This is a genomic window from Streptomyces sennicomposti, assembly GCF_019890635.1.
GTDB lineage: Bacteria > Actinomycetota > Actinomycetes > Streptomycetales > Streptomycetaceae > Streptomyces > Streptomyces sennicomposti.
The window spans coordinates 66,314-85,764 of the sequence record NZ_JAIOAB010000022.1 but is presented as its reverse complement, the minus strand read 5'-3'; the positions used below and the strand labels follow the sequence as shown (position 1 = coordinate 85,764).

At 72.0% G+C, this 19,451-nt stretch carries 18 protein-coding genes and 2 pseudogenes; 14 read left to right on the top strand and 6 right to left on the bottom strand.

The features are described 5' to 3' along the window. Positions 1-3 precede the first annotated feature (3 nt). Together K7787_RS31755 and K7787_RS15225 are read left to right on the top strand one after the other, a co-directional pair. Positions 4-323, top strand: a pseudogene (locus K7787_RS31755) (hypothetical protein); the annotation flags it as partial. 15 nt (positions 324-338) lie between these two features. Continuing rightward, on the top strand, positions 339-875 hold the full coding sequence (locus K7787_RS15225) for a hypothetical protein (protein WP_223001735.1): 537 nt from the start codon (positions 339-341) through the stop codon (positions 873-875). Positions 876-884: 9 nt separating this feature from the next. Here the strand turns inward: K7787_RS15225 and K7787_RS15220 are convergent, their stop codons facing one another. Then, positions 885-1,529, bottom strand: a complete 645-nt coding sequence (locus K7787_RS15220) for a TetR/AcrR family transcriptional regulator (protein WP_223001734.1) — start codon at positions 1,527-1,529, stop codon at positions 885-887. Positions 1,530-1,591: 62 nt separating this feature from the next. Here K7787_RS15220 and K7787_RS15215 point away from each other — a divergent pair, with 62 nt between their 5' ends. After that, positions 1,592-2,437 carry an oxidoreductase gene (locus tag K7787_RS15215; RefSeq protein ID WP_223001733.1) on the top strand — a complete coding sequence of 282 codons (846 nt, stop codon included), beginning with the start codon at positions 1,592-1,594 and terminating at the stop codon, positions 2,435-2,437. 90 nt (positions 2,438-2,527) lie between these two features. Here the strand turns inward: K7787_RS15215 and K7787_RS15210 are convergent, their stop codons facing one another. Then, positions 2,528-2,809, bottom strand: coding sequence for a hypothetical protein (locus K7787_RS15210; RefSeq protein ID WP_223001732.1), 282 nt, complete (start codon positions 2,807-2,809; stop codon positions 2,528-2,530). Between the two features lie 254 nt (positions 2,810-3,063). On the opposite strand from K7787_RS15210, the gene K7787_RS15205 reads away from it, so the two are divergent. Both K7787_RS15205 and K7787_RS15200 read left to right on the top strand, forming a co-directional pair. Further along, entirely contained in the window at positions 3,064-4,338 is a 1,275-nt protein-coding gene (locus K7787_RS15205; RefSeq protein WP_247720907.1) for a WD40 repeat domain-containing protein, read from the top strand. 47 nt (positions 4,339-4,385) lie between these two features. Beyond that, complete coding sequence (locus K7787_RS15200) at positions 4,386-4,877, top strand: GNAT family N-acetyltransferase (RefSeq protein WP_223001745.1); 492 nt, start codon at positions 4,386-4,388, stop codon at positions 4,875-4,877. A 335-nt stretch (positions 4,878-5,212) separates the two neighbouring features. Here K7787_RS15200 and K7787_RS15195 read toward each other — a convergent pair whose 3' ends face one another. Beyond that, entirely contained in the window at positions 5,213-6,106 is an 894-nt protein-coding gene (locus K7787_RS15195) for a DUF1963 domain-containing protein (protein WP_223001730.1), read from the bottom strand. A 315-nt stretch (positions 6,107-6,421) separates the two neighbouring features. On the opposite strand from K7787_RS15195, the pseudogene K7787_RS31750 reads away from it, so the two are divergent. After that, positions 6,422-6,541 (top strand): annotated as a pseudogene (locus K7787_RS31750) (AraC family transcriptional regulator); the annotation flags it as partial. A 233-nt stretch (positions 6,542-6,774) separates the two neighbouring features. On the opposite strand, the gene K7787_RS15190 reads toward K7787_RS31750, so the two are convergent. Further along, on the bottom strand, positions 6,775-7,677 hold the full coding sequence (locus tag K7787_RS15190) for a LysR family transcriptional regulator (protein ID WP_223001729.1): 903 nt from the start codon (positions 7,675-7,677) through the stop codon (positions 6,775-6,777). 99 nt (positions 7,678-7,776) lie between these two features. On the opposite strand from K7787_RS15190, the gene K7787_RS15185 reads away from it, so the two are divergent. Beyond that, positions 7,777-8,520 (top strand): SDR family oxidoreductase, encoded by a 744-nt coding sequence (locus tag K7787_RS15185; RefSeq protein ID WP_223001728.1) that lies wholly within the window; start codon positions 7,777-7,779, stop codon positions 8,518-8,520. Positions 8,521-8,705: 185 nt separating this feature from the next. Here the strand turns inward: K7787_RS15185 and K7787_RS15180 are convergent, their stop codons facing one another. After that, a complete protein-coding gene (locus tag K7787_RS15180; protein ID WP_223001727.1) occupies positions 8,706-9,584 on the bottom strand; it encodes an MBL fold metallo-hydrolase in 879 nt (292 codons plus the stop codon). A 224-nt stretch (positions 9,585-9,808) separates the two neighbouring features. Here K7787_RS15180 and K7787_RS15175 point away from each other — a divergent pair, with 224 nt between their 5' ends. From K7787_RS15175 to K7787_RS15165, 3 genes are all read left to right on the top strand, one after another. Beyond that, entirely contained in the window at positions 9,809-10,486 is a 678-nt protein-coding gene (locus K7787_RS15175) for a hypothetical protein (RefSeq protein WP_009192408.1), read from the top strand. A 108-nt stretch (positions 10,487-10,594) separates the two neighbouring features. Beyond that, a complete protein-coding gene (locus K7787_RS15170) occupies positions 10,595-11,275 on the top strand; it encodes a response regulator transcription factor (RefSeq protein ID WP_106434072.1) in 681 nt (226 codons plus the stop codon). Continuing rightward, on the top strand, positions 11,272-12,534 hold the full coding sequence (locus tag K7787_RS15165; RefSeq protein WP_308036364.1) for a sensor histidine kinase: 1,263 nt from the start codon (positions 11,272-11,274) through the stop codon (positions 12,532-12,534). The genes K7787_RS15170 and K7787_RS15165 overlap by 4 nt, the downstream gene beginning before the upstream one ends. Here the strand turns inward: K7787_RS15165 and K7787_RS15160 are convergent. Beyond that, complete coding sequence (locus K7787_RS15160) at positions 12,515-14,044, bottom strand: aromatic amino acid ammonia-lyase (RefSeq protein ID WP_223001726.1); 1,530 nt, start codon at positions 14,042-14,044, stop codon at positions 12,515-12,517. The genes K7787_RS15165 and K7787_RS15160 overlap by 20 nt on opposite strands. A 62-nt stretch (positions 14,045-14,106) precedes the next feature. Here K7787_RS15160 and K7787_RS15155 point away from each other — a divergent pair, with 62 nt between their 5' ends. From K7787_RS15155 to K7787_RS15140, 4 genes are read left to right on the top strand one after another with little or no spacing between them, the layout of a single operon-like run. Next, on the top strand, positions 14,107-15,708 hold the full coding sequence (locus tag K7787_RS15155) for an NAD(P)-binding domain-containing protein (RefSeq protein WP_223001725.1): 1,602 nt from the start codon (positions 14,107-14,109) through the stop codon (positions 15,706-15,708). Next, positions 15,705-16,778 carry an alpha-hydroxy acid oxidase gene (locus tag K7787_RS15150; RefSeq protein ID WP_223001724.1) on the top strand — a complete coding sequence of 358 codons (1,074 nt, stop codon included), beginning with the start codon at positions 15,705-15,707 and terminating at the stop codon, positions 16,776-16,778. The genes K7787_RS15155 and K7787_RS15150 overlap by 4 nt, the downstream gene beginning before the upstream one ends. Beyond that, complete coding sequence (locus K7787_RS15145) at positions 16,772-18,151, top strand: cytochrome P450 (protein ID WP_223001723.1); 1,380 nt, start codon at positions 16,772-16,774, stop codon at positions 18,149-18,151. The genes K7787_RS15150 and K7787_RS15145 overlap by 7 nt, the downstream gene beginning before the upstream one ends. After that, entirely contained in the window at positions 18,148-19,413 is a 1,266-nt protein-coding gene (locus tag K7787_RS15140; protein ID WP_223001722.1) for a cation:proton antiporter, read from the top strand. The genes K7787_RS15145 and K7787_RS15140 overlap by 4 nt, the downstream gene beginning before the upstream one ends. Positions 19,414-19,451: the final 38 nt, after the last annotated feature.

The window sequence follows — 19,451 nt, the reverse complement described above, 5'->3', positions numbered from 1 at the left end:
GGCAGCACCCTCACCGCTGCGGTTCCGGCCGTCGCCGCGACCTCGGGCATCCCGGCCGTCCCGCGGGTCTGGGACGCCTGGCCGGCACCGCGGGACTCGGCCGGCTGATCGTCGGTGTCCTGCGACGCGGGATGGCGGGACAGTGGCCGGTGATCGCCGACGGGGCCGTCTCCGCTCTCGCCGAAGGCTCCTTCATCGCCCGGGCCGGCGAGGCCGCCGACGGGCCGCCTCTTGAGGCGTCGTCAGCGTGGGTTCGCCGCCGGCGCTCGTCGCCCCCGACCGCAGCCGCCGGGCCCCGGGATACACTGCTCCGCTCCACCTGACTGGAGGTCACCTGAGTGTTGTCCGCACGGATACTTGCCGGTGCTCCGTCGGCCCTGGTCATTCTCGCCCTGTCCAGTTGCGCTTCCCCCTGGGGCTGCACCGACACCACGGCGGAGCGCGGTGAGGCCGGTGCCAGGGTGCAGGTCGTGGACACCTCGGAGCAGTCGATCGGCGTCACCGTCGAGGTCGTCGACTGGCGCCTCGAGCCCCACCCGCAGGTGCCCGCCGAAGGAGACAAGGTCCACTTCCACTACCGCTTCGACGGCGCTTCCGAGGCGTCCGGCCCAGGCCCCGCGGTGGACGCCTGCGCCGTCGACAAGGGGCGGGTGGCGCTGGGGTGTCAGACGATCTATTTGTCCGAGGCGCGGCTCGAGCCGGACGGCGCCCTCACAGGCGATGAGTACCTCACCGTCGAGCGCCCCGAGCAGGTTGTCGGTGTGCTGTTGATCCCCAACGACCAGTCCTACGACCGACGCACCTGCGCGCAGGACATCAAGGACGGTGGCGGGCCGCATCCTCCGAAGCCGGCCGGCGTGGGGGACCGGCTGTAGGCCGTCGTGTCAGTCGGCGAGCCGGCGGGGCCGCTCGCCGGAACCGCTCCGGCCGATGTCGTCCGGCTCCTGCTCCTGCTCGCGGACCAGCAGGGAGATCGCGTCGTCGATGAGAGCGTCACCGTCCTGCGCGGAGATGCGGCGGCTGCTGACGAGGGACGCGATGCCCTGCATGATCGCGGCGAAGAGCATCTGCAGGCGGTGCGCGTCGTGGTGTTCGAGTTCTCCGGTCTCGGTTCCGCGGTCGATCAGGTCGCCGACGGCTGCGAAAAGTCGTTGTGAGGCCGCGCGCAGCCCGGGCGCGTCGCCGTTCTTCGCGGTGAACATGAGGTCCAGGAGCGCGGCGTCCGTGACGGCGAAGTGCACGTACGAGGTCGCGATGGCGCGGAGACGTTCCTTGTAGTCCGCGCCGTCGGCGGCGATCGCCGCTTCCACTTCGTCGGCGAGGCGGTCGAAGCCCCGCTCGGCGAGCGCGTCCAGGAGCGCTTGCCGGTCCACGAAGTGGCTCCGCGGTGCGCCATGACTGACCCCGGCCTTGCGTGCCAGCTCGCGCAGCGACAGTGCGTCGACGCCGCCCTCGCGCAAGGTCCGCTCGGCCTGGTCCAGCAGGACGGCTCGTAGGTTGCCGTGATGGAAGGGCCTGTGGGTCGTCACTCCCTCAGCCTACCTCGAACTAGACATTGACTAGAAACTAGGCGCTGTCTAGTCCCGGTGCCATGACTCCCGACCTCACAGGCAAGGCAGCCATCGTGACCGGCGCGAACAGCGGAATCGGGCTCGCCACCGCCAAGGCCCTCGCCGGGTACGGGGCGCACGTCGTCTTCGCGGTGCGTGACACGGCGAAGGGTGCGAGCGCCGCCACGACGACGTTCGGCAGCACCGAGGTACGTCACCTGGACCTGGCCGATCTGGCGTCGGTCCGCCGTTTCGCCGCCGACTGGCAGCAGCCGGTCCACCTGCTGGTCAACAACGCGGGCACCGCGGCTCCCGCCCTGGCGAGGACAGCCGACGGATTCGAGCTGCAATTCGGGACCAATCATCTCGGTCCGTTCGCCCTGACGAACCTGCTTCTGCCCCACGTCACCGGACGCGTGGTCTCCGTGTCGTCACAGGCGGAGCGACTGGGGCGGATCGACTTCGACGATCTCCATTGGGAACGCGCCCGTTACAAGGAGTCCAGCGCCTACGCGACATCGAAGCTCGCGAACGTGCTGTTCTCGTCCGAGCTGCAACGTCGACTGCACGCCGCCGGATCGAAGGTGCTGGCCGTCACGGCCCACCCGGGCTTCGTCGCGACGAACATCTACGACCAGGTGACCGGTCTCGCGACGAGGCTGATGGTCCGTCTGTTCGCGCAGAGCCCGGCGGAGGGCGCCCTGCCCGTGCTGCACGCCGCCACCGGCGACGTCCCCGGCGACAGCTTCATCGGTCCGGAGCGCTGGATGCACATGCGCGGCGGTGCCGGACCGATCCGCCGGTCGAAGACCGCGCAGGACACGGAAGTCGCCCGACGGCTCTGGGACGCCTCGGAGAAGCTCACGGGTGTGTCCTTCGGCCTCTGACAGCCGGACTGCCCGCCGTGTCGACGGTGACCAGGCGGGTCCTGTCGTCCCCGAGCACGGTGAATGAAGTTCGTTGATTGTGCGGCCGACTCAGGCGGTGGGCGCCACCGGCAGGTCCGCCGGGGCGGGCGCCAGGTCAAGCGCGTGCAGCTGGTCCCAGTGCCGGCGCAGCACGTCCTGGGGCGCACCGGTGAACGCGGTGGCGGGATCGGAGAGGACCAACTGGAGTTCACCCACCACGTCCTGGCCCGCGGCGAGGGACCGGGAAGCCGAGAGGGGGTGGTGACGCGCCCACCAGCGTGCGGCGACAACGGCTCCCGCGGTGGCCGCGGCTGTGATGACGAGGGCGTCGCGTGACGTGGCCGACTGCATGACAGATCCCTTTCGACAGCGGTGGGCGAGCCCCTGCGCACACCGACAAGTCTCCCCGCCCGGCGGATTCATGCCTCCGCGGGCGGGGAACAAGGTGGACGCTGGGGGTCGGGGTCATCTCGGCCCGTCCGACGGCCAGTTGGTGAGGGTGGGTGAGGGTGGCCGGAACACGGGTGCTTTGGAAGGATCGCCTTGTCCCGGGGCGATCCGTCGTGGCGGTCGCTGGTCCCCGGCAGGACTGATGAGGAGTGCCGATGCCCGAGCAACCCCAGGAGACCCGTCCGCAGATTCCTTGGCACTTCGGTGCGCAGCTCCTCCCGCCGCTGAGGGCAGGAGCGGTCGGGAAGGTGGTGTGCGCTCTGGTGGAGGGACGGCCCATGGCGCTCACCCTCGACGAGGACTCCTCGGCCCGGCTCTGGGACATGCGCGATCACCGGCAGGCCGGCCCTTCCTTCCGGCCCGCGACCACGCACCCCGTGTGGGGTGTGGCCTACGGGGCGCTTGAACAACGGTCCGTCGCGGTCCTGGTGGGCGGCGGGGTGTGGGTGTGGGACCTGACCGAGCGACGGCAGATCGGCCACGCCGAGGTCCGCCCCTACCCGCCGGACAGACGGGCCGGCAGCGGACTGCGGGCCGTCGCCTGCACCCGGTCGGACGGGCGGCTCGTAGCGGTGACCGGCGGCTATGACACCACCGTCCGGATATGGGACGTCGCCACGGCGGAACAACTGGGCGACCCGCTGTGCGGCCACACCGACGTGATCGTATCCGTGGCCTGCGGGGTGCTGCACGGCCGCCCGGTCGCCCTGACCGCGGCCGAGGACGGAACCGTGCGGATCTGGGACCTTCAGCGGCGTCAGCAGATCGGCCGACCGCTCACCGGCCACACCGGCCCCGTCTCGGCGGTGTCCTACGGGCTGCTCGACGGTCGTCCGATCGCGGTCTCCGGCGGCGCGGACCGCACACTGCGCCTGTGGGACCTCACGGCTCCCCACCCGGTGGGGACGCCCCTGCACGGCCACGCCCGCGCGGTGAACGCCGTGGCGCTGACCACGGTGGCCGGACGGACGGTCGCCGTCAGCGGCGGCGAGGACGTGCGGGTGTGGGACCTGCGCAGCCGCCGTCAGGCCGGACCGCCCTTGTTCGACGGCCGCGACATCAAGGTCGTCAGCTCGCTGGCCTGCGGCACGCTGCACGGTCGCCCCGTGGCGCTGGCGGTGTACAGCTGTGAGCGGGTGCGGGTGTGGGACCTGTGGGAGCACCGCCGCATCGGGACCGACGTGCCCGCCCGGTACGCCGCCCGGCTGCCGACGAGCTGGACCGACCCGGCCACCGGCGACGTCTACGACCTCACCCGCCCGCTCGTGGACCTGGACGGCGACCCGTGGGACGTCATCGACTACGACGGCACCGAACCGATCGTCTGCCAGCGTCCTGTGGGCCGCGAGGTGACCTTCGGCATCGCCGACGCACACGCCCAATACGGCTTCGACGACGTGGTCACCCCCGCCCCGAGGCCTGAGGCATAGCGCCCGTGCAGAAGTCTTCCCAGCCTAGCGGAGTCGGAGAGTTGCTGATGGCCGACGGAGTGGTCCTCGACGGAGTGCTGACCCGCCTTGTCCCGGCGACCGCGGCTGATCTGGACCTGCTGGCCGAATGGTTCGCCTCCCCCGACTTCGTCGAGCACTGGGACGGCGTACCGAAAACACGTGACGAGGTGGCCGAGAAGTACGTCGGGCGGCGGCGGCCGCGCGTGGAATCCTTCCTCGTCCTGGAACGGAGCACACCGGTGGGCTATGCGCAGTACTGGCACGCCGGAGCGGCTGAAGGCGGCATCGACATGGTGCTGGTAGCGGAGGCGCGAGGCCGGGGCCTGGGCCCGGACGCCGCCCGCGCTCTCCTCGCGCACTTGGGCGGGAATCTCGGATGGCGGCGCGTGACGGTCGATCCCGTGAGGGGCAACGTGCGGGCGGTGCGCGCCTGGGAGAAGGCCGGCTTCCGCGAGGTGCCGGGCGAAGGCGAGAACCTCCTCATGGAGCTCAGCTTCGCCGGCCGGGGGCGGCACTGAAACCGCCGAGGATCTGCGCGGGCGCCGTCGCCGGGCTCTCGCGCTCAGCGCACTGCCCACAGTGCCGGGGCGGGCGGGGCGGTGTCTGGTCTCCGGAGAGAGCATCGTGACTTGGACATCGCGTGCGCGCGCGGCCCACCGGCAAGGCCGATGGCGATGGTCGACACCAAGTTCGGACATTGCGTGCGCGCGGCCCACCGCGACTGATCGCCTCGGAACGCCCACCGCACCCGACTCGCCCGCCGGCGTCCGCCGTCGCCTGGAGGCCCCGCGCGCGGGGACCAATCGCCCCGGGTAGGCAGGCCTGCCGCCCCACGCCGATCACGAGGAAGTGGTCACGGAGCCTCGAAAACGGTCACGGCCAGCGCCTTGTCCACCCGAGCGGAGGCCAAGTCGTCGTGGCGGATCACAAAACTCGTACAGTAGGCCTCGTACTCCGGGCGTTCCCTGGCGAGTGATATCCATTCGCTCGTCATCCGGTGCTTTTCCTCCTCCAGGCGGGAGTACCACTTCGCGATCGGGATGGCGGGGATCTCGCCCGCCTTCTCGCGTCCCGCGAGGGTCTGCTGCGCGATGCTGTTGATCACATCGTCATCGGCATACCCGCCGATGAGGACGCCGGCGCCAGACGGCCAAAGGTCGTGGGCCAGAGCCCGGAGTTCGTCCAAGTGCGGCAGGTCGCGCTCCATGTACCGGGCCAACTGCTGCTGGAAGGGCGACATGTCCTCCCACTCGAGATCCTCCCAGTACTCGTGCCAGTCCTCGCCCTCGTCGCATTCCTGGAGCCAGAGGGGCAGTTCGGCTCTGAGTTCGGCGCAGACGTCGACATGCTCCCGGACACCCACGGAACCAGGGGCTTTCGCGACTGCGGTTTCAGTGCCGTCCGGCACATACACGACTCGCGCGTAACTCCCGGAAGTGTCCTCGTGGTCCATCTCCTGGTCCACGAAGAAAAGCAGCGTCCCGTCCGCCGGCAGGTCGAAGCCGTCAACTCTCGGCAGCGCCCCGCAATCGACGGAAAAGAGCAACGGCAACGGAGTTTCCCCCGCAGACGGCCACTTCATGCCGACCGGCAGTCGGGGCAACCCACCGAACTGCCCGACCGGAGAACCACCGCCGCCCGCGAACAACCCGATCGACAAACGAAGGTGCTGGCTGAACCTGCTGATCTCGTCGTCCGGGACACCCAACTCAAGCGCCGCCCGCCGAAACTCCCCCTGGTGATCCATGGCCAGGAAGATACCATCCGGGTGTTCACGGGCATGGGCGGTACGTGGGGGGTGGATGCGAGCGGTCGGTTACCTTGCTTCATTCCGGCGAATACGCCTCCGAAAAGCTGCGCGGCTCCAAGGCGAGGTGGCGCATGTCCTCTTCCGGGAGAGCCTTATCAGTCCTGCCTTCGAAGTGCTACTCGTCGCCGGGGAATGAATGATGCGGTCCTCTGTCCGTTGGACAGGAATCCGCGCTTGGCTGTGACCGTCAGTTTCCGTCCCAAGGAACGCCAGGTTCGGACACTTCCCACCCACGAAGACCTTCCGCCTGGCCGAGTCGGCCACGGCAGCCCGTACGCGCTCTCCCACGCCTTCCGACGGAAGTTCGGCATCACACCCGGGCGGTATCGAGCGCAGGCCGCGGGACGATCCGCTGACGTCGAAGCAGGCTGACAGCAGGCACCCGGTCGGTCGGTGACACTCGCCATCCACCAGGCCGCCCTGAAGCTTCCGGCCTCGGCCTGGGCACCGGCGTCGCGGGCGAGGCGGTCGCCGCCCTCGAACCGCGCCGTCGGCAGCGGGCCCGCGCTTGGCGGGAGCCGGGGGCCGTTGACGGTCCGGCTGGTCCGAGCCGACGAGGGCTGCGCGGCGACAGCCCTGTGGAACACCGCGCAGAGGCGAGGGAGTCAGTCGGCGGGCAGTTCGTTGGTCTCCCGTGGGGAGGCTGTGCCGAGCAAGGTGTGCGCGACGTCTGCCAGTGATGCGAGCAGCGGGTTGGAGTCGTCGGCGCGCGTGACGAGCACGACTTCGCAGGGGTCGGTGTCGATGACGGGCACCAGGGCGATGTCCTCGCGCACGGCGGCACGTCGGTCGCCGGCCGGGAAGAGGGCGACACAGTGGCCGGTGGCGATGAGTTCCAGCTTGTCCTCGTAGCTGTCGTCGAGCGCGGGCGGGGGCGACGCCGGGCGGTCGCCGACCGGCCTGGGCGTGCTCCAGACGACCGGCGTGCTGGCGCAGGCCAGCAGTTCCTCGTCCGACAGGGCCCGCAGGCTGACGGCTTCCTCGTTCGCCAGATGATGACGCGCGGACATGACGAGCACCCGTGACTCCTCACGGAGCTTGGTCACCCGGAGGCCGTCCGTCGGGAAGGGCAGGGGCCGGTAGGCGACGACGGCATCGACCCGCCCCTCGGTGAGGGCGTGCGTGTCCCGCCAGTCGAGGTGCCGGGTGCGGATCCGGCCCTCGGGGTGCCGGCGGCGCAGTTCCTGCACGCAGGCGGTGACGACCAGTCCCTCGGCGCAGCCGACGGTGACGGCACGGGGCTGGGCGGCGGCCCTGGCCGTGCGAGCGGCCTGCTCGGCCTCCTGGAGCAGGATCCGGGCCCTGGGGAGGAAGGCCCGGCCGGCGTCGGTGAGGCTGCTCCCCTGCCGTGAGCGGTCGAAGAGCCGGACACCCAGCTGATCCTCCAGTCGCTGGATCTGGCGGCTCAACGACGGCTGCGCCAGGTGCAGCCTGGTGGCGGCCCGGCCGAAGTTGCCGTACTCCGCCACGGCCGTGAAATAGCGCACGAGCCGCAGATCGAAGTCCATTCGCCCAGGATACGTCGCGCGTCGTCATACGCCGGGGGCATCACGGCATGCGGAACAGGTCTTGGACAGGGTGTGCGGGTGGGTATTTGGCTTGTGGGCATGACCACTTACGACGGCAAGAAGATCGTGATCACCGGCGGAAGCAGCGGCATCGGCCTGACGACGGCCCGGTTGTTCGCGGACGGTGGGGCGCACGTACTGATCACCGGCCGCACCCGAGACACCCTGGACGCCGCGCTGGAGCAGTTGGGGGACAAGGCGGTCGCCGTCCGCAGCGACGCCGCGTCCCTGGAGGACATCAAGGCGCTGGCCGGCACGGTCCAGGAGCGGTTCGGCACGGTGGACGCGCTGTTCGTCAACGCCGGTGTCACGGCGTCCGCGCCGTTCGAGTCGACGACGGAGGAGATGTACGACGCCCTGTTCGACGTCAACGCCAAGGGCCCGTACTTCACGGTGCAGGCGCTGGCGCCGCTGTTGCGCGAGGGAAGCGGCGTGGTCCTCACCACGTCGGTGGTGAACGTCCTGGGGCTCGACGCGCTCAGCGTCTACTCGGCGAGCAAAGCGGCCCTGCGGTCGATGACGCGCACCCTGGCCCGCGAGCTGCTTCCGCGCAAGGTGCGCGTCAACGCCGTGAGCCCCGGCCCGATCGACACGGGCATCCTGGACCGCTCCCTGCCCGCCGATCTCGTCGAGACGATGAAGGACACCTACCGCAGCACCAATCCGATGCAGCGGATGGGGACGCCCGAGGAAGTGGCCGCCGCAGTGGCGTACTTGGCATTCGACGCGACCTTCTCGACGGGAACGGAGTTTCCTGTCGACGGAGGGGCTTCGCAACTTTAGTGCTGTGGCCGCAGTGGTTCACGGGCCTGAGGCGTCTGTCTTCCCTTGGCCGGGCAGACGCTCAGGAACCGTCGTACAAGGGGATGGCCGAGGCGGACGGTTCCGCCCGGCACACCAGCCCGATGAGCGACAGCGCACAGCCCGGCTGCTGGGACGGTCCCTGGTACCGCGTCCACAGCGGTCAGTCAGGCCAGCGGCTCCCAGGCGAAGGAGTCGCCCATGCGCCGGACGCGGCCGAAGGGGACGTCGGCGAAATGGACGCCGAATCCGATCGTGCCCTCATCGGCCAGCCGTCCGAGCACCTCGCGCCGGAGCCCGGCGGACTCCTCGGCAGCCGATTCCCCGACGATCGTCCAGTCCGGATGCGCCACCTGCACCGGAGAGTGCAGGACGTCGGCGAACGCGAGCAGCCGTTCGCCGGCGGATGTCACTTCGTATCCCATCTGCCCGGCCGTGTGGCCGGGCAGCGCGACGGCGCGTACCCCGGGGAACACCTCGTCCCCGTCCGCCACGGTGCGCACCCGGCGAGCGAGGGCCGCCGCGACTTCCTCGGTGACTCCGAACGTCGTGCGGCGGTCGTCCCACTCCCGCTGTGAGACGAGGTACGCCGCGTGCGCGAAGGCGGGTTCGGACTCGCCCGGCGCCGGGTGCGCCGCCCAGCCCAGGTGCTCGATGTGGAGATGGGTGATCGCCACCGTCTCGATGTCGTGCGGACCGCGGCCGAGCCTGTCGAGGCTGTCGAGAAGCGAACCGCCGTACATGGTCGCCATGCCGTGCTCCATCATCGAGACCGGCTCGGTGAAGGGGCCGTAACCGGCGTCGACGAGCATGGCGCGTTCGCCGTTCTCGATCAGCAGTCCGCCCGCGCTGATCGTCAACCAGCCCGAGGAGTCCAGGTACCGGCTGTTCCGCGCCCACGTCTCGTCCGACGTCGCCGGGAAGAGGCTGCGCGGGACCATCTTGACCACGCCGTCCGGCACATAGCTCACGCGGAGGTCGCCGACCCGCAGTGAACGGATGCGCGCCGGCCGGCGCAGCCGGTCCTCGTTGTCCGGAATCCTCACTTCTCTTCCTCCTCGCCGTCGGTCGTCGTCAGTGAGACTACTAGTCCTATGGATTCGTCGGTGAAGCGGCCCTCCATGTGGCCAACCGTGAGCGTCGGGGCCGTGACGCCCGCTGAAACAAGGCCTATTGACTCACTGTAATCCCCTAAGACCCGCGAACGCTGATCCGCCGCATGGGTCTAATAGTCCAACGAATCGATGGATCGTCGGCCTATACTCCTCGCGTGGAGGAGAACAACGACACGCCAGAAGATGGGTCGGACGACGGGGCTCCCGCCGAAGACCTGTCCGCCACCGCGTACGCCGTGCTCGGCATCCTGTCCGTCAACGGCGAGAAGCTCTCGGCGGGCGAGATCAAGCAACGGACGACCTTCGCCCTGCGCTTCTTCTACTGGGCGCCGGCCGTCAGCCACATCCGCCGTGAACTGCGGCGCCTGTTGGCTCTCGGCCTCGTCCAGGACAGCGAGGTGTCGCTCGGCGGATCCCGCCGCGCCCAGGTCTTCCACATCACCCGGTCGGGCGAGCGCACGCTGAGGCGATGGGTCGCCGAGGGGGACGACGACGCCGTGATCGTCAAGGACCCCACACTGCTCCGCGTCTTCCTCGGCCGGGGGGTGCCGCTGCCGAAGCTGCTCGATCTCCTCGACGCCCGCCTGCGGCGGGTGGACGAGGACATCCGCGACGTGGTCTGGGCGCACCGTCGAGCCGAGGAGATGGGACTGATCCCGCACGAGGACCGCCGGTACACCATGGCGGTGTCGCAGTACTCCTTGCGCGCCCTGTACTTCGAGCTGGGAAACCTCCGCCAGCTCCGCGACACCCTCGCCGGCTTCGACAGCGAGGCGTTCCGGCACGACACCAGGTGGCCGCGTGAGGACATCCCGTTCCGCCCCGCGGACTGACGCCCCGCCGCTCGTGCCACTGACCCCCGAGGCCCCCTCCCTCACCGTGAACTCTCCTGCAACGCTTGAGCGTTGAAGGAAACAGGGCCGAGCGAGGGGAGAGGGACAGTGACGCAAGCCGTGGTCCGGGAGGCCGGGCGGCTGCTGCTGGTCGAGGACGACCGGGAACTGGCCGCGATGCTGGAAACGGTACTGCGGGACGAGGGGTACACGGTCGACGTCGCCACGGACGGGCAACAGGGGCTGCACCTCGGCCTCACCCGCCGCTACGACGTACTCGTCCTCGACCGGCGGCTGCCGGTGCTGGACGGTCTCGACCTGCTCAGCCGCCTCCGGTCCCGAGCGCTGCGCACCCCGGTGCTGCTGCTGACCGCGATGGGCACCGTGCACGACCGGGTGGACGGCCTGGACGCCGGCGCCGACGACTACCTGGTCAAGCCGTTCGACCTCGACGAACTCAGCGCGCGATTAAGGGCGTTGTGCCGGCGGGCGCTCGACGTCACCGACGTCCTCAGCATCGGCTCGGGACGCCTCCTCGTCGCCCACCGGGCGGTCGAACTGGCCGACGGGGAGCGCATCGCGCTCGCCGCGCGGGAGTTCGCGCTGCTGTGGGCCCTCGCCTCGCGCCCCCACGTCGTGTACACGCGGGCGGAACTGCGCCGGACGGTGTTCGAGGAGGCGCCCGCGTCCTCCATCGTGGACACCTACGTCTACTACCTGCGCCGCAAGCTCGGCACGAAGGTCGTGCGCACGGTCCGCGGGCTCGGCTACCGGCTGGGGGCGCTGTGAGACCGTCCGGGAACCCGGACCGGGCGGCCGTGCGCCGCGCCCGGCTGCGGATCGCCGTGATCACCGCGGCGATCATCACGCTGCTGGTCACCGGGGTCGGCGCCATCGCGGACGTCATGATGACGCGGGCGCAGAACGAGCAGGTGTGGCGAGAGCTGCGCTACGGTGCGGCGCTCGGCGACCTGGCGAGCCCACCCGTGTGCACCTGGCTGTACGCGCCGGGCGTGGCCCCGCTCCCGAACGCCCCGCGCGGGTTCCCGGTCCGCGCCGACCTGGACCGGGTGCGCCGGACCCGTACGGCCGTGGAACGCACCGTGCGCCGCGACGACACGGTCTACCTGGTGCGCACCCAGGCCAGAGCCGACGGGAAGGTGGTGCAGGCGGTGTTCGACATGCGCTTCCAACTGGCCGACCGCACCCACCTGTGGTCCGCCCTGGCCGTCGCCGAGGCGGTGGGCCTGGTCGCCGCCGCCCTCACCGGGGCGGTCCTCGGCAGGCTGGCGGTCGCCCCGCTGGCCGACGCGCTCGCCAGGCAGCGCCGGTTCGTCACGGACGCCAGCCACGAGCTGCGCACTCCGGTCACCCAGGTCCACACGCGGGCCCAGCTGCTGGCCCGGCAGGCCGCGGCCGAGGAACTGCCGGCCGCGCACCGCGCCGGACTGGACCGCCTGGTCGGTTCGGCCGGCCGGCTCGGGGAGGTCCTCGACGATCTGCTGCTGTCCGCGAGTCTCACCGCGGGGCCGGCCCGGCTGTCGCAGCGGCGGCCGGTCGACCTGGTGGCGCTGGCCCGGTCGGTGGCCGCCGAGGAAGCCGACCGGGTACGGGACGGCCGGCTCACCGTCACCGTGGACGGCCCGCCGCAGCCCCTGTTCGTCACCGGGATCGAGTCCGCGCTGCGCCGCGCCGTGGGAGAACTGCTGGCCAACGCGATCAGCCACACCCCGCAGGGCGGGCGGATCCGGGTGAGCGTCACGCGGTCCGGCCGCGAGGCCGAACTGACCGTCGCGGACACCGGTTCCGGTCTCGACCCCGCCGAGGCGGACCGGCTCTTCGAGCGGTTCCACCGGGGCGGGAACGGCGGCGACGGCCGGTACGGGCTGGGGCTCGCGCTGCTGCGGGAGGTGGTCACGGGCCACGGCGGCACGGTCGGCGTCACCGGCCGTCCGGGCCGGGGCGCCCGGTTCACCATCCGGCTTCCCTGCCCCCCGCCCCGGCCCGGACGGCCCCCGGCGCCCCCGGTCACGGCAGATCGTGGGTGACGTCGTGGGTGACCAGGAGGCGGGCGGCGGCCCGTACGTCGGCGTCCAGCGGACGGTCGGGATCGACCGGCGCGATCGCCTCGGCGAGAGCGTCCAGCAGCGCGGCGCACCGGGGCGCGGTGGGCCGCCGGGCGCCGACGTGGACGGCCTGGCGCAGACCGAGCGCCAGCGACCCGCACAGCAGCCCGAGCAGTTCCGCCATGTCGTGGGAGCGCAGGGCCGCCTGGGTGCCGAACGGCACGACGTCCTGGTTGTGCAGATTGGTCGGCAGACTCTGCATGCTCGCGGGGGCGGCCGCCCGGCGGATCTCCGCGACCAGAGCGGTGGTGGCCAACTGCACCCCCTGCAGACCGTGCTGGGCGCCCGGCGCGGTGGCGAGCATCGGCGGGAGGCCGCCGTTGCGCACCGGGTCCACCAGCAGGTCGAGCTGGCGTTCGGCGAGATTGCCCAGCTGGGCGGCGACGGACGCCAGCAGGTCGGCGGCGAACGCGGCGGGCTGCCCGAAGAAGTTCCCCCCGTGCACCACCTTGCCCGGCGCCGCCTCGCCCGCGCCGCCGGGAAAGAACAGCGGGTTGTCGCTGATTCCGCCGAGATCCGCGGTGACCACGCCGTCCACGTACCGCAGCGCGTCCTCGGCCGCGCCCAGCAACTGCGGGGAACAGCGCAGGGAGTACGGCTCCTGCAACGGCCGGGACCCGGACGGCGTGCAGCCGGCGAGGGTGTGCCGCATGCGTGCTCCGGCGTCGATCGCACCGGCGTGGCCGTAGGCGCGCAGCAGATCGGCGTCGAGGAAGCCGGGATCGCAGCCGAGGACGTCGACGAGCAGGCAGGTGAGCGAGGTGAGCGAGCGGTGCGCGGCGCGCACGGCGTCGCACGCCAGGGCGAGAGCCGCCGTGGTGACCGAGGTGCCGTTGACGAGGGCGAGCGCGTCACGGCCGTCCAGCCCCAGCGGCCGCAGCCCGGCGACGGCCAGCGCGTCAGCGGCGGGCATACGGCGGCCGTCCGCGTAGGCGTGGCCCCGGCCGCGCAGCGCCTGCGTCGCGTAGGCGAGCGGAATCAGATCGCCGCTCGCGCCGACGGAGCCGAAGCGGGGGACGGCGGGGCAGAAGGTCGTGGCGAACATCGCGGCGAGCCGGTCCACGACCTCGACCGACACCCCGGAGGCGCCCTGGGCGAGGGAGCGCGTGCGCAGCAGCAGTGCGGCGCGCACGATCGCGTGCGGCAGGTCCGGTCCCTGTCCGGCGCCCAGATGGGCGAGCGTGTTGTCGCACTGGTCGGCCTCGTCGGCGCGGCCCGCGTATCCGACGAGCGCGCCGAAGCCGGTGGTCGCGCCGTAGATCGGGCGGGCCGCGCCGTCGTCGTGCCGCAGCGCGTCGAACAGGCGCCTGCCGCGTTCGACGCGCGCGCGGGCCGCGTCGTCCACGGCGACGGTGAGCGGCGCTGCCGCGCGGCGCAGCGCGGCGGGGGCCAGGGGACCGGTGAGCGAGACGGTGTCCGTAGGGGTCAGCACGCGGGGAAACGTAGGCGGTGAATCTCAGAGCGCTCTGAAAACGGGTGGATAGCTTCCGGTCCATGGCGCACGACTACCTGATCATCGGAGCGGGGCCCGCGGGACTCCAACTCGCCGCCTCACTGGAGCGTGACGGTGCCGACTACGTCGTACTGGAACGCGGCAGCGGTCCGGGGACGTTCTTCGCCCGGTTTCCCCGGCACCGCCGACTCATCTCGATCAACAAGGTGCACACCGGATACGACGACCCGGAGCTGCGGCTGCGGATGGACTGGAACTCGCTGCTGAGCGACGATCCGGAACTGCTCTTCACCCGCTACGGCCGGCGCTACTTCCCGCCGGCCGACGACATGGTCCGCTACCTGTCCGACTACGCCGCCCGCACCGGGGTGCGCGTACGGTACGACACGGCCGTGGAACGCATCTCCCGCGACGACGGCGACGGCGCGGGCGACGGCGACGAGAGCGTCTTCACCGTCACCGATCGCACCGGGAACACCTGGCGCACCCGCCGCCTGGTGGTGGCCACCGGCGTGCCCCTGCCGAACCTGCCGTCCGTCCCCGGCATCGAACTGGCCGAACGCTACGACACGTTCGACCCCGACCCGCAGTCGTTCACCGACCAGCGGGTGCTGGTCATCGGCCGGGGCAACTCGGCCTTCGAGACCGCCGACAGCCTGATGGAGACGGCGGCCGTCATCCATGTGATCGGCTCCGGCTCGCTGCGGCTGGCCTGGCGGTCGCACTACGTCGGCCACCTGCGCGCGGTGAACAACAACTTCCTGGACAGCTACCAGCTGAAGTCGCAGAACGCCGTGCTCGACGGCCGGGTGCTCGCCGTCCGCGAGGAGGAGGACGGCTTCCGGGTACCGGTCGCCTTCGAGCGGGTCGAGGAGGTGGTCAAGGACCTGCGCTACGACCGGGTGATCGTCGCGACCGGATTCCGCATGGACGTCTCGGTCTTCGACGACACCTGTGTGCCCGATCTGATCGTCGACGGCAGGTTCCCCGCCCTCACACCCGTCGGCGAGTCCGTCAACGTGCCCGGACTGTACTTCGCCGGGACGCTGATGCAGGGCGCCGACTTCAAGAAGGCCACGACCGGCTTCATCCACGGCTTCCGCTACTCGGTGCGCGCCCTGCACCGGGCGCTGCGACAGCGCCACCACGGCGAACCGTGGCCGACGCGGGACCTCGGGGACACCGTCGAGGCGGCCGTCGACGCCGTCGTCTCCCGCGTCAACCGCTCCTCCGCGCTGTGGCAGCAGTTCGGCGTCCTCGGCGACCTGCTGCTCGTGGGCCCCGACGGCGCGCTGCGCTACGCCGAGGAGGTCCCCGTGCGGCATGTGCCAGGCGCCGTACGGGCCGGGGACTTCGGGGCGGCGGACGCCCACGCGGTGATCACCCTGGAGTACGGCGCGGACCACGACCGGGTCGATCCCTTCGACGTCACCGCGGGCCGCACCTCCCAGCAGGACGTGCGAGGACTCGACGGCCGCTACCTGCATCCGGTGGTCCGCTGGTACCGGGCCGGCGCGTTCGTCGCCGAGCACCATCTCACCGAGAACCTGGAGAACGAGTGGGACAGCGAGGAGATCCACCGGGCCCCGCTGCGCGCCTTCCTCGCCGCCCACCGCGGCCCCGCCCCGGCGGGGGCGGCGTGACCCTCGACGACCTGCACGCGGCGGCGCGCGGCGCGCTGGACCCCGTCCACTACGACTACGTGGCGGGCGGGGCCGGCGAGGAACGCGTCCTCGCCGACAACGAGCGGGCCTTCGCCCGCTACGCCCTGCTGCCGAGGGTGCTGCGCGGCAGCGGGAGACGGGAGACCGCCGTCGATCTGCCCGGGGCCCCGCGCACCGCGCCGGTCCTCGTCGCACCGACCGCGTTCCACCGGCTGATGCACCCCGACGGCGAGCGCGCCACGGCCCGCGCCGCCGCGGCCGAGGGCGCCGTCCTCGTCACCGGGACCGCCGCGACCACGGCGGTCGCCGACGTCGTCGCGGCGGCACGCGAGGCCGCATCCGACCCGGCGGTGTGGTTCCAGCTCTCCCCGCACCCCCGCCGCGAGGTCACCGCGGCGCTCGCGCGGCGCGCCGCCGACGCGGGCTGCACGGCACTGGTGGTGACCGTCGACTCACCCGTGTTCGGCCGGCACACGCGGGACCTGCGCAACGGGTTCACCGACCTGCCGCCCGGCTACGCCGCGGAGAACATGCGCGACCTGCCGGGCGCCCCGCCCGGCGGCCTCACCGACGTCCCCATGTCCCCGGAGGTGTCCTGGCAGGACCTCGACGAGATCGTGCGCGGCACGTCGCTTCCCGTACTGGTGAAGGGAGTCCTGCATCCGGCGGACGCGCGCCTGGCCGTCGAGCACGGCGCGGCGGGCGTGCTCGTCTCCAACCACGGGGGCCGCCAGTGCGACACCGTCCCCGCGGCCCTGGACTGTCTGCCGGCGGTCGCCGACGCGGTCGCCGGCCGGGTGCCGGTCCTGATGGACGGCGGCGTGCGGCGGGGCACCGACATCGCCGTCGCGCTCGCCCTGGGCGCGAGGGCCGTCGGCGTGGGACGGCCGGTGGTGTGGGGGCTGGCCGCCGCGGGGGAGAGCGGCGTCCGCCGGGTCCTGGCGCTGCTGCGCGACGAGTACGACCACACGCTCGCGCTGTGCGGCGGCCGCCGCAACGCCGACCTGACGAGGGACATGGTGGTCCGGAGAGGAGAGCCGCGGTGGTGAGGAACGGACCGAGAACGGCCGCGGCGGACACATGGTGGCTGCCGCGCACCGTGGTGGCGCTGCGCGTGCGCATCTTCGAGAAGGTCAACGGCGACCGCGCCGTGACCCTGCCCGACGCCCGCCACGGACCCGAGGTGTTCGAGCGGGTCTACGCCCATCCGGCCGCCGACGGGCGCAGCGCCGGAGCGGGCCTGTCCGACCTGTTCTGGTACTGGCTGGCGCCCGGACCCGAGGTGCACCAGGAACACCTGGAACCCGGCGCGCGCTACGAGGACGTCGCCGCGACGACGCGCCGCGTCCTGGCCGGGAGTTCGGCCGCCCTCGCCGCGACGGCCGGCCGGGCCGTCGCCCGCGTGCTGGAGACGCTGCCGGAGGACAGGATCAGCCTGGTACGGCTGCGGGACCTGGTGATGCCCGCATGGGCCGAGTTCTGCTACGAACTGGTGTTCAAGGAGCCGTGCCCGCCGCGCGCCCGAGAACTCATCACCGCGCACGCCGACGACGTGATCAGCGCCCTGAAGTGCACCTCGCTGCGCCACCCGCGCCGCCGGGCCCGGCTGACGGCCTATTTGCGCGAGCGGATCGCCGCCGGTGACGTGCCGCACCCGCTGCCGGCCTCCCTGACGCCGCAGGAACAGGTGCACTACCTCCAGGGGACGTTCTTCAACACGGCCGTCGTGCAACTGTCCGAGGCGACCGCGCACGTCCTGCTCGCCCTGGCCCGCCACCCCCGCGTACAGGACCGGCTGGCGGCCGCCCCGGACGACGAACGCCACCTCGCGCACGTGCTCGACGAGACGATGCGGCTGTACCCCCTGTTCGGCATCGCCCACCGCATCACCACGGACGCCGTCCCGCTCGACGAGGACACGACCCTCCCCGCCGGAACGGTGGTGTGCTTCAGCTACCCCGACTACCACGCCACCGGCTACGACCGGCCCGACGAGTTCGACCCCGACCGCTGGACCACCCTGTCCCGCAAGGACGCCCACCACATCCCCTTCGGGATGGCCGCCAACCGGCCCTGCCCGGCCTGGCGGCTCTCCCCCCTCGTGCTGAGCGCCGCCGTACGGGAGGTGCTGCACCGCTTCCGGCTGGACTCCACGGCCTCCCACACCCGGTCCATCCCGCACCGCGCGCCCTGCCTGCTGATCCCGCGCACCCTGCCCGACCGGCCGCGCCGCCTGGAAGCGCTGCGCACCGCCGTCCGGGTCCGCGACGCGGTCGAGGACGTCACCCGCGGCGTACGGCAACTGGTCCTCGGCACCGTCATGGTGCTGCACGCCCGCCACCAGAGGCCGGCGACCCGCTACTTCGAGGAGCACCCGGCCGCCCGCTGCCCGGTCGCCCACCCGGAAGGAGACAGCCGATGAGCGCCACGGATCTCGCCCCCGCGTTCTTCCTCGCCGTCGTGGTCGTCCTGGTCGTCTGCCGGGCCGTCGGCCGGCTGCTGCAGGCGGTCGGACAGCCGCCCGTGGTCGGCGAGATGGTCGCCGGCGTGGTGCTCGGCCCCTCGGTGCTCGGCGCGCTGCTGCCCGGCACCGAGTCCGCGCTCTTCCCGCCGGACCTGCGACCGGTGCTGTACGTCGTCGGGCAGATCGGCCTGGTCGCGTTCATGTTCCGCGTCGGCTGGGAGTTCCGGGTGGACCGGCTCCGCGGCGTCGCCCGGCCCGCCGCCCTGGTCTCGGCGGCCGGTGTGCTGGTGCCGGTGGCGCTCGGCGCCCTGCTGATCGTCACCGCCGGCCGACGGACCGGTGTCCTGGCGCCCGACACCCGGCTGGTCGTGTCGGCGCTGTTCGTCGGGGTCGCCCTGGCGGTGACGGCGTTCCCCATGCTGGCCCGCATCATCGCCGAACAGGGCCTGACCGGAACCCGGTTCGGCTCGCTCTCGCTCGGCGCCGGAGCCGTCGACGACGCGGTCGCCTGGATCCTGCTGGCGGGCGTGTTCAGCATCTCGGGCGGCAGCGCGGGGCTGGTGTCGGTGGCCGTCGCGGGCGCGTTCGGCCTCGTCGCCGTCCTGGCGGCGGCGGTCCGCCTGCGCCCGCGCACCGTACGGCTCGCCGAACGCGCCGGACCCGACAACCTGTTGCTCGCGCTGGTGGGCGTGCTCTTCCTGGCGGCCTGGTACACCGACGAGATCGGCCTGTACGCGGTGTTCGGCGCGTTCAGCCTGGGACTGGTCTTCCCCCGCTCCTCCCAGCTGGACCGCTCGGTGGAGACGCTGGAACCGGTGGGCCGGGTGTTCCTGCCGCTGTTCTTCACCTACTCCGGGCTGAACACGGACTTCGCCCTGCTCGGCTCCGGGCCGGTGCTGCTGTTCACCGCGGGGTGCGTGGTGGTCGCCGTCGTGGGCAAGTTCGGCGCCTGCTGGCTCGCCGCCCGCGCCGCCGGCGAGCCGAACCGGGTGGCGCTGCGCGTCGGGGCGCTGATGAACGCGCGAGGATTGATGCAGCTGATCGCGCTCAACCTCGGTCTGGCGGCCGGGATCGTGACCCGGGCGATGTTCAGCGCCCTGGTCGTGGTCGCCCTCGTCACCACCGTGATGGCCACCCCGCTCCTGCGGCTGATCGACCGGCGGGACCGCGCCGGCAAGGAGGACCCGCCGTTGCGGGCGGTCCCGGCCGAGGTCCGCTGAGGACGCGGAAAGGGCTTCGCCGTCGCGTGAGGCGCGCG

Coding starts and splice junctions, on each gene's coding strand:
- K7787_RS15215 (WP_223001733.1), top strand. CDS start 1,592: ATGACTCCCGACCTCACAGGCAAGGCAGCCATCGTGACCGGCGCGAAC.
- K7787_RS15210 (WP_223001732.1), bottom strand. CDS start 2,809: ATGCAGTCGGCCACGTCACGCGACGCCCTCGTCATCACAGCCGCGGCC.
- K7787_RS15205 (WP_247720907.1), top strand. CDS start 3,064: ATGCCCGAGCAACCCCAGGAGACCCGTCCGCAGATTCCTTGGCACTTC.
- K7787_RS15200 (WP_223001745.1), top strand. CDS start 4,386: ATGGCCGACGGAGTGGTCCTCGACGGAGTGCTGACCCGCCTTGTCCCG.
- K7787_RS15195 (WP_223001730.1), bottom strand. CDS start 6,106: ATGGATCACCAGGGGGAGTTTCGGCGGGCGGCGCTTGAGTTGGGTGTC.
- K7787_RS15190 (WP_223001729.1), bottom strand. CDS start 7,677: ATGGACTTCGATCTGCGGCTCGTGCGCTATTTCACGGCCGTGGCGGAG.
- K7787_RS15185 (WP_223001728.1), top strand. CDS start 7,777: ATGACCACTTACGACGGCAAGAAGATCGTGATCACCGGCGGAAGCAGC.
- K7787_RS15155 (WP_223001725.1), top strand. CDS start 14,107: ATGGCGCACGACTACCTGATCATCGGAGCGGGGCCCGCGGGACTCCAA.
- K7787_RS15140 (WP_223001722.1), top strand. CDS start 18,148: ATGAGCGCCACGGATCTCGCCCCCGCGTTCTTCCTCGCCGTCGTGGTC.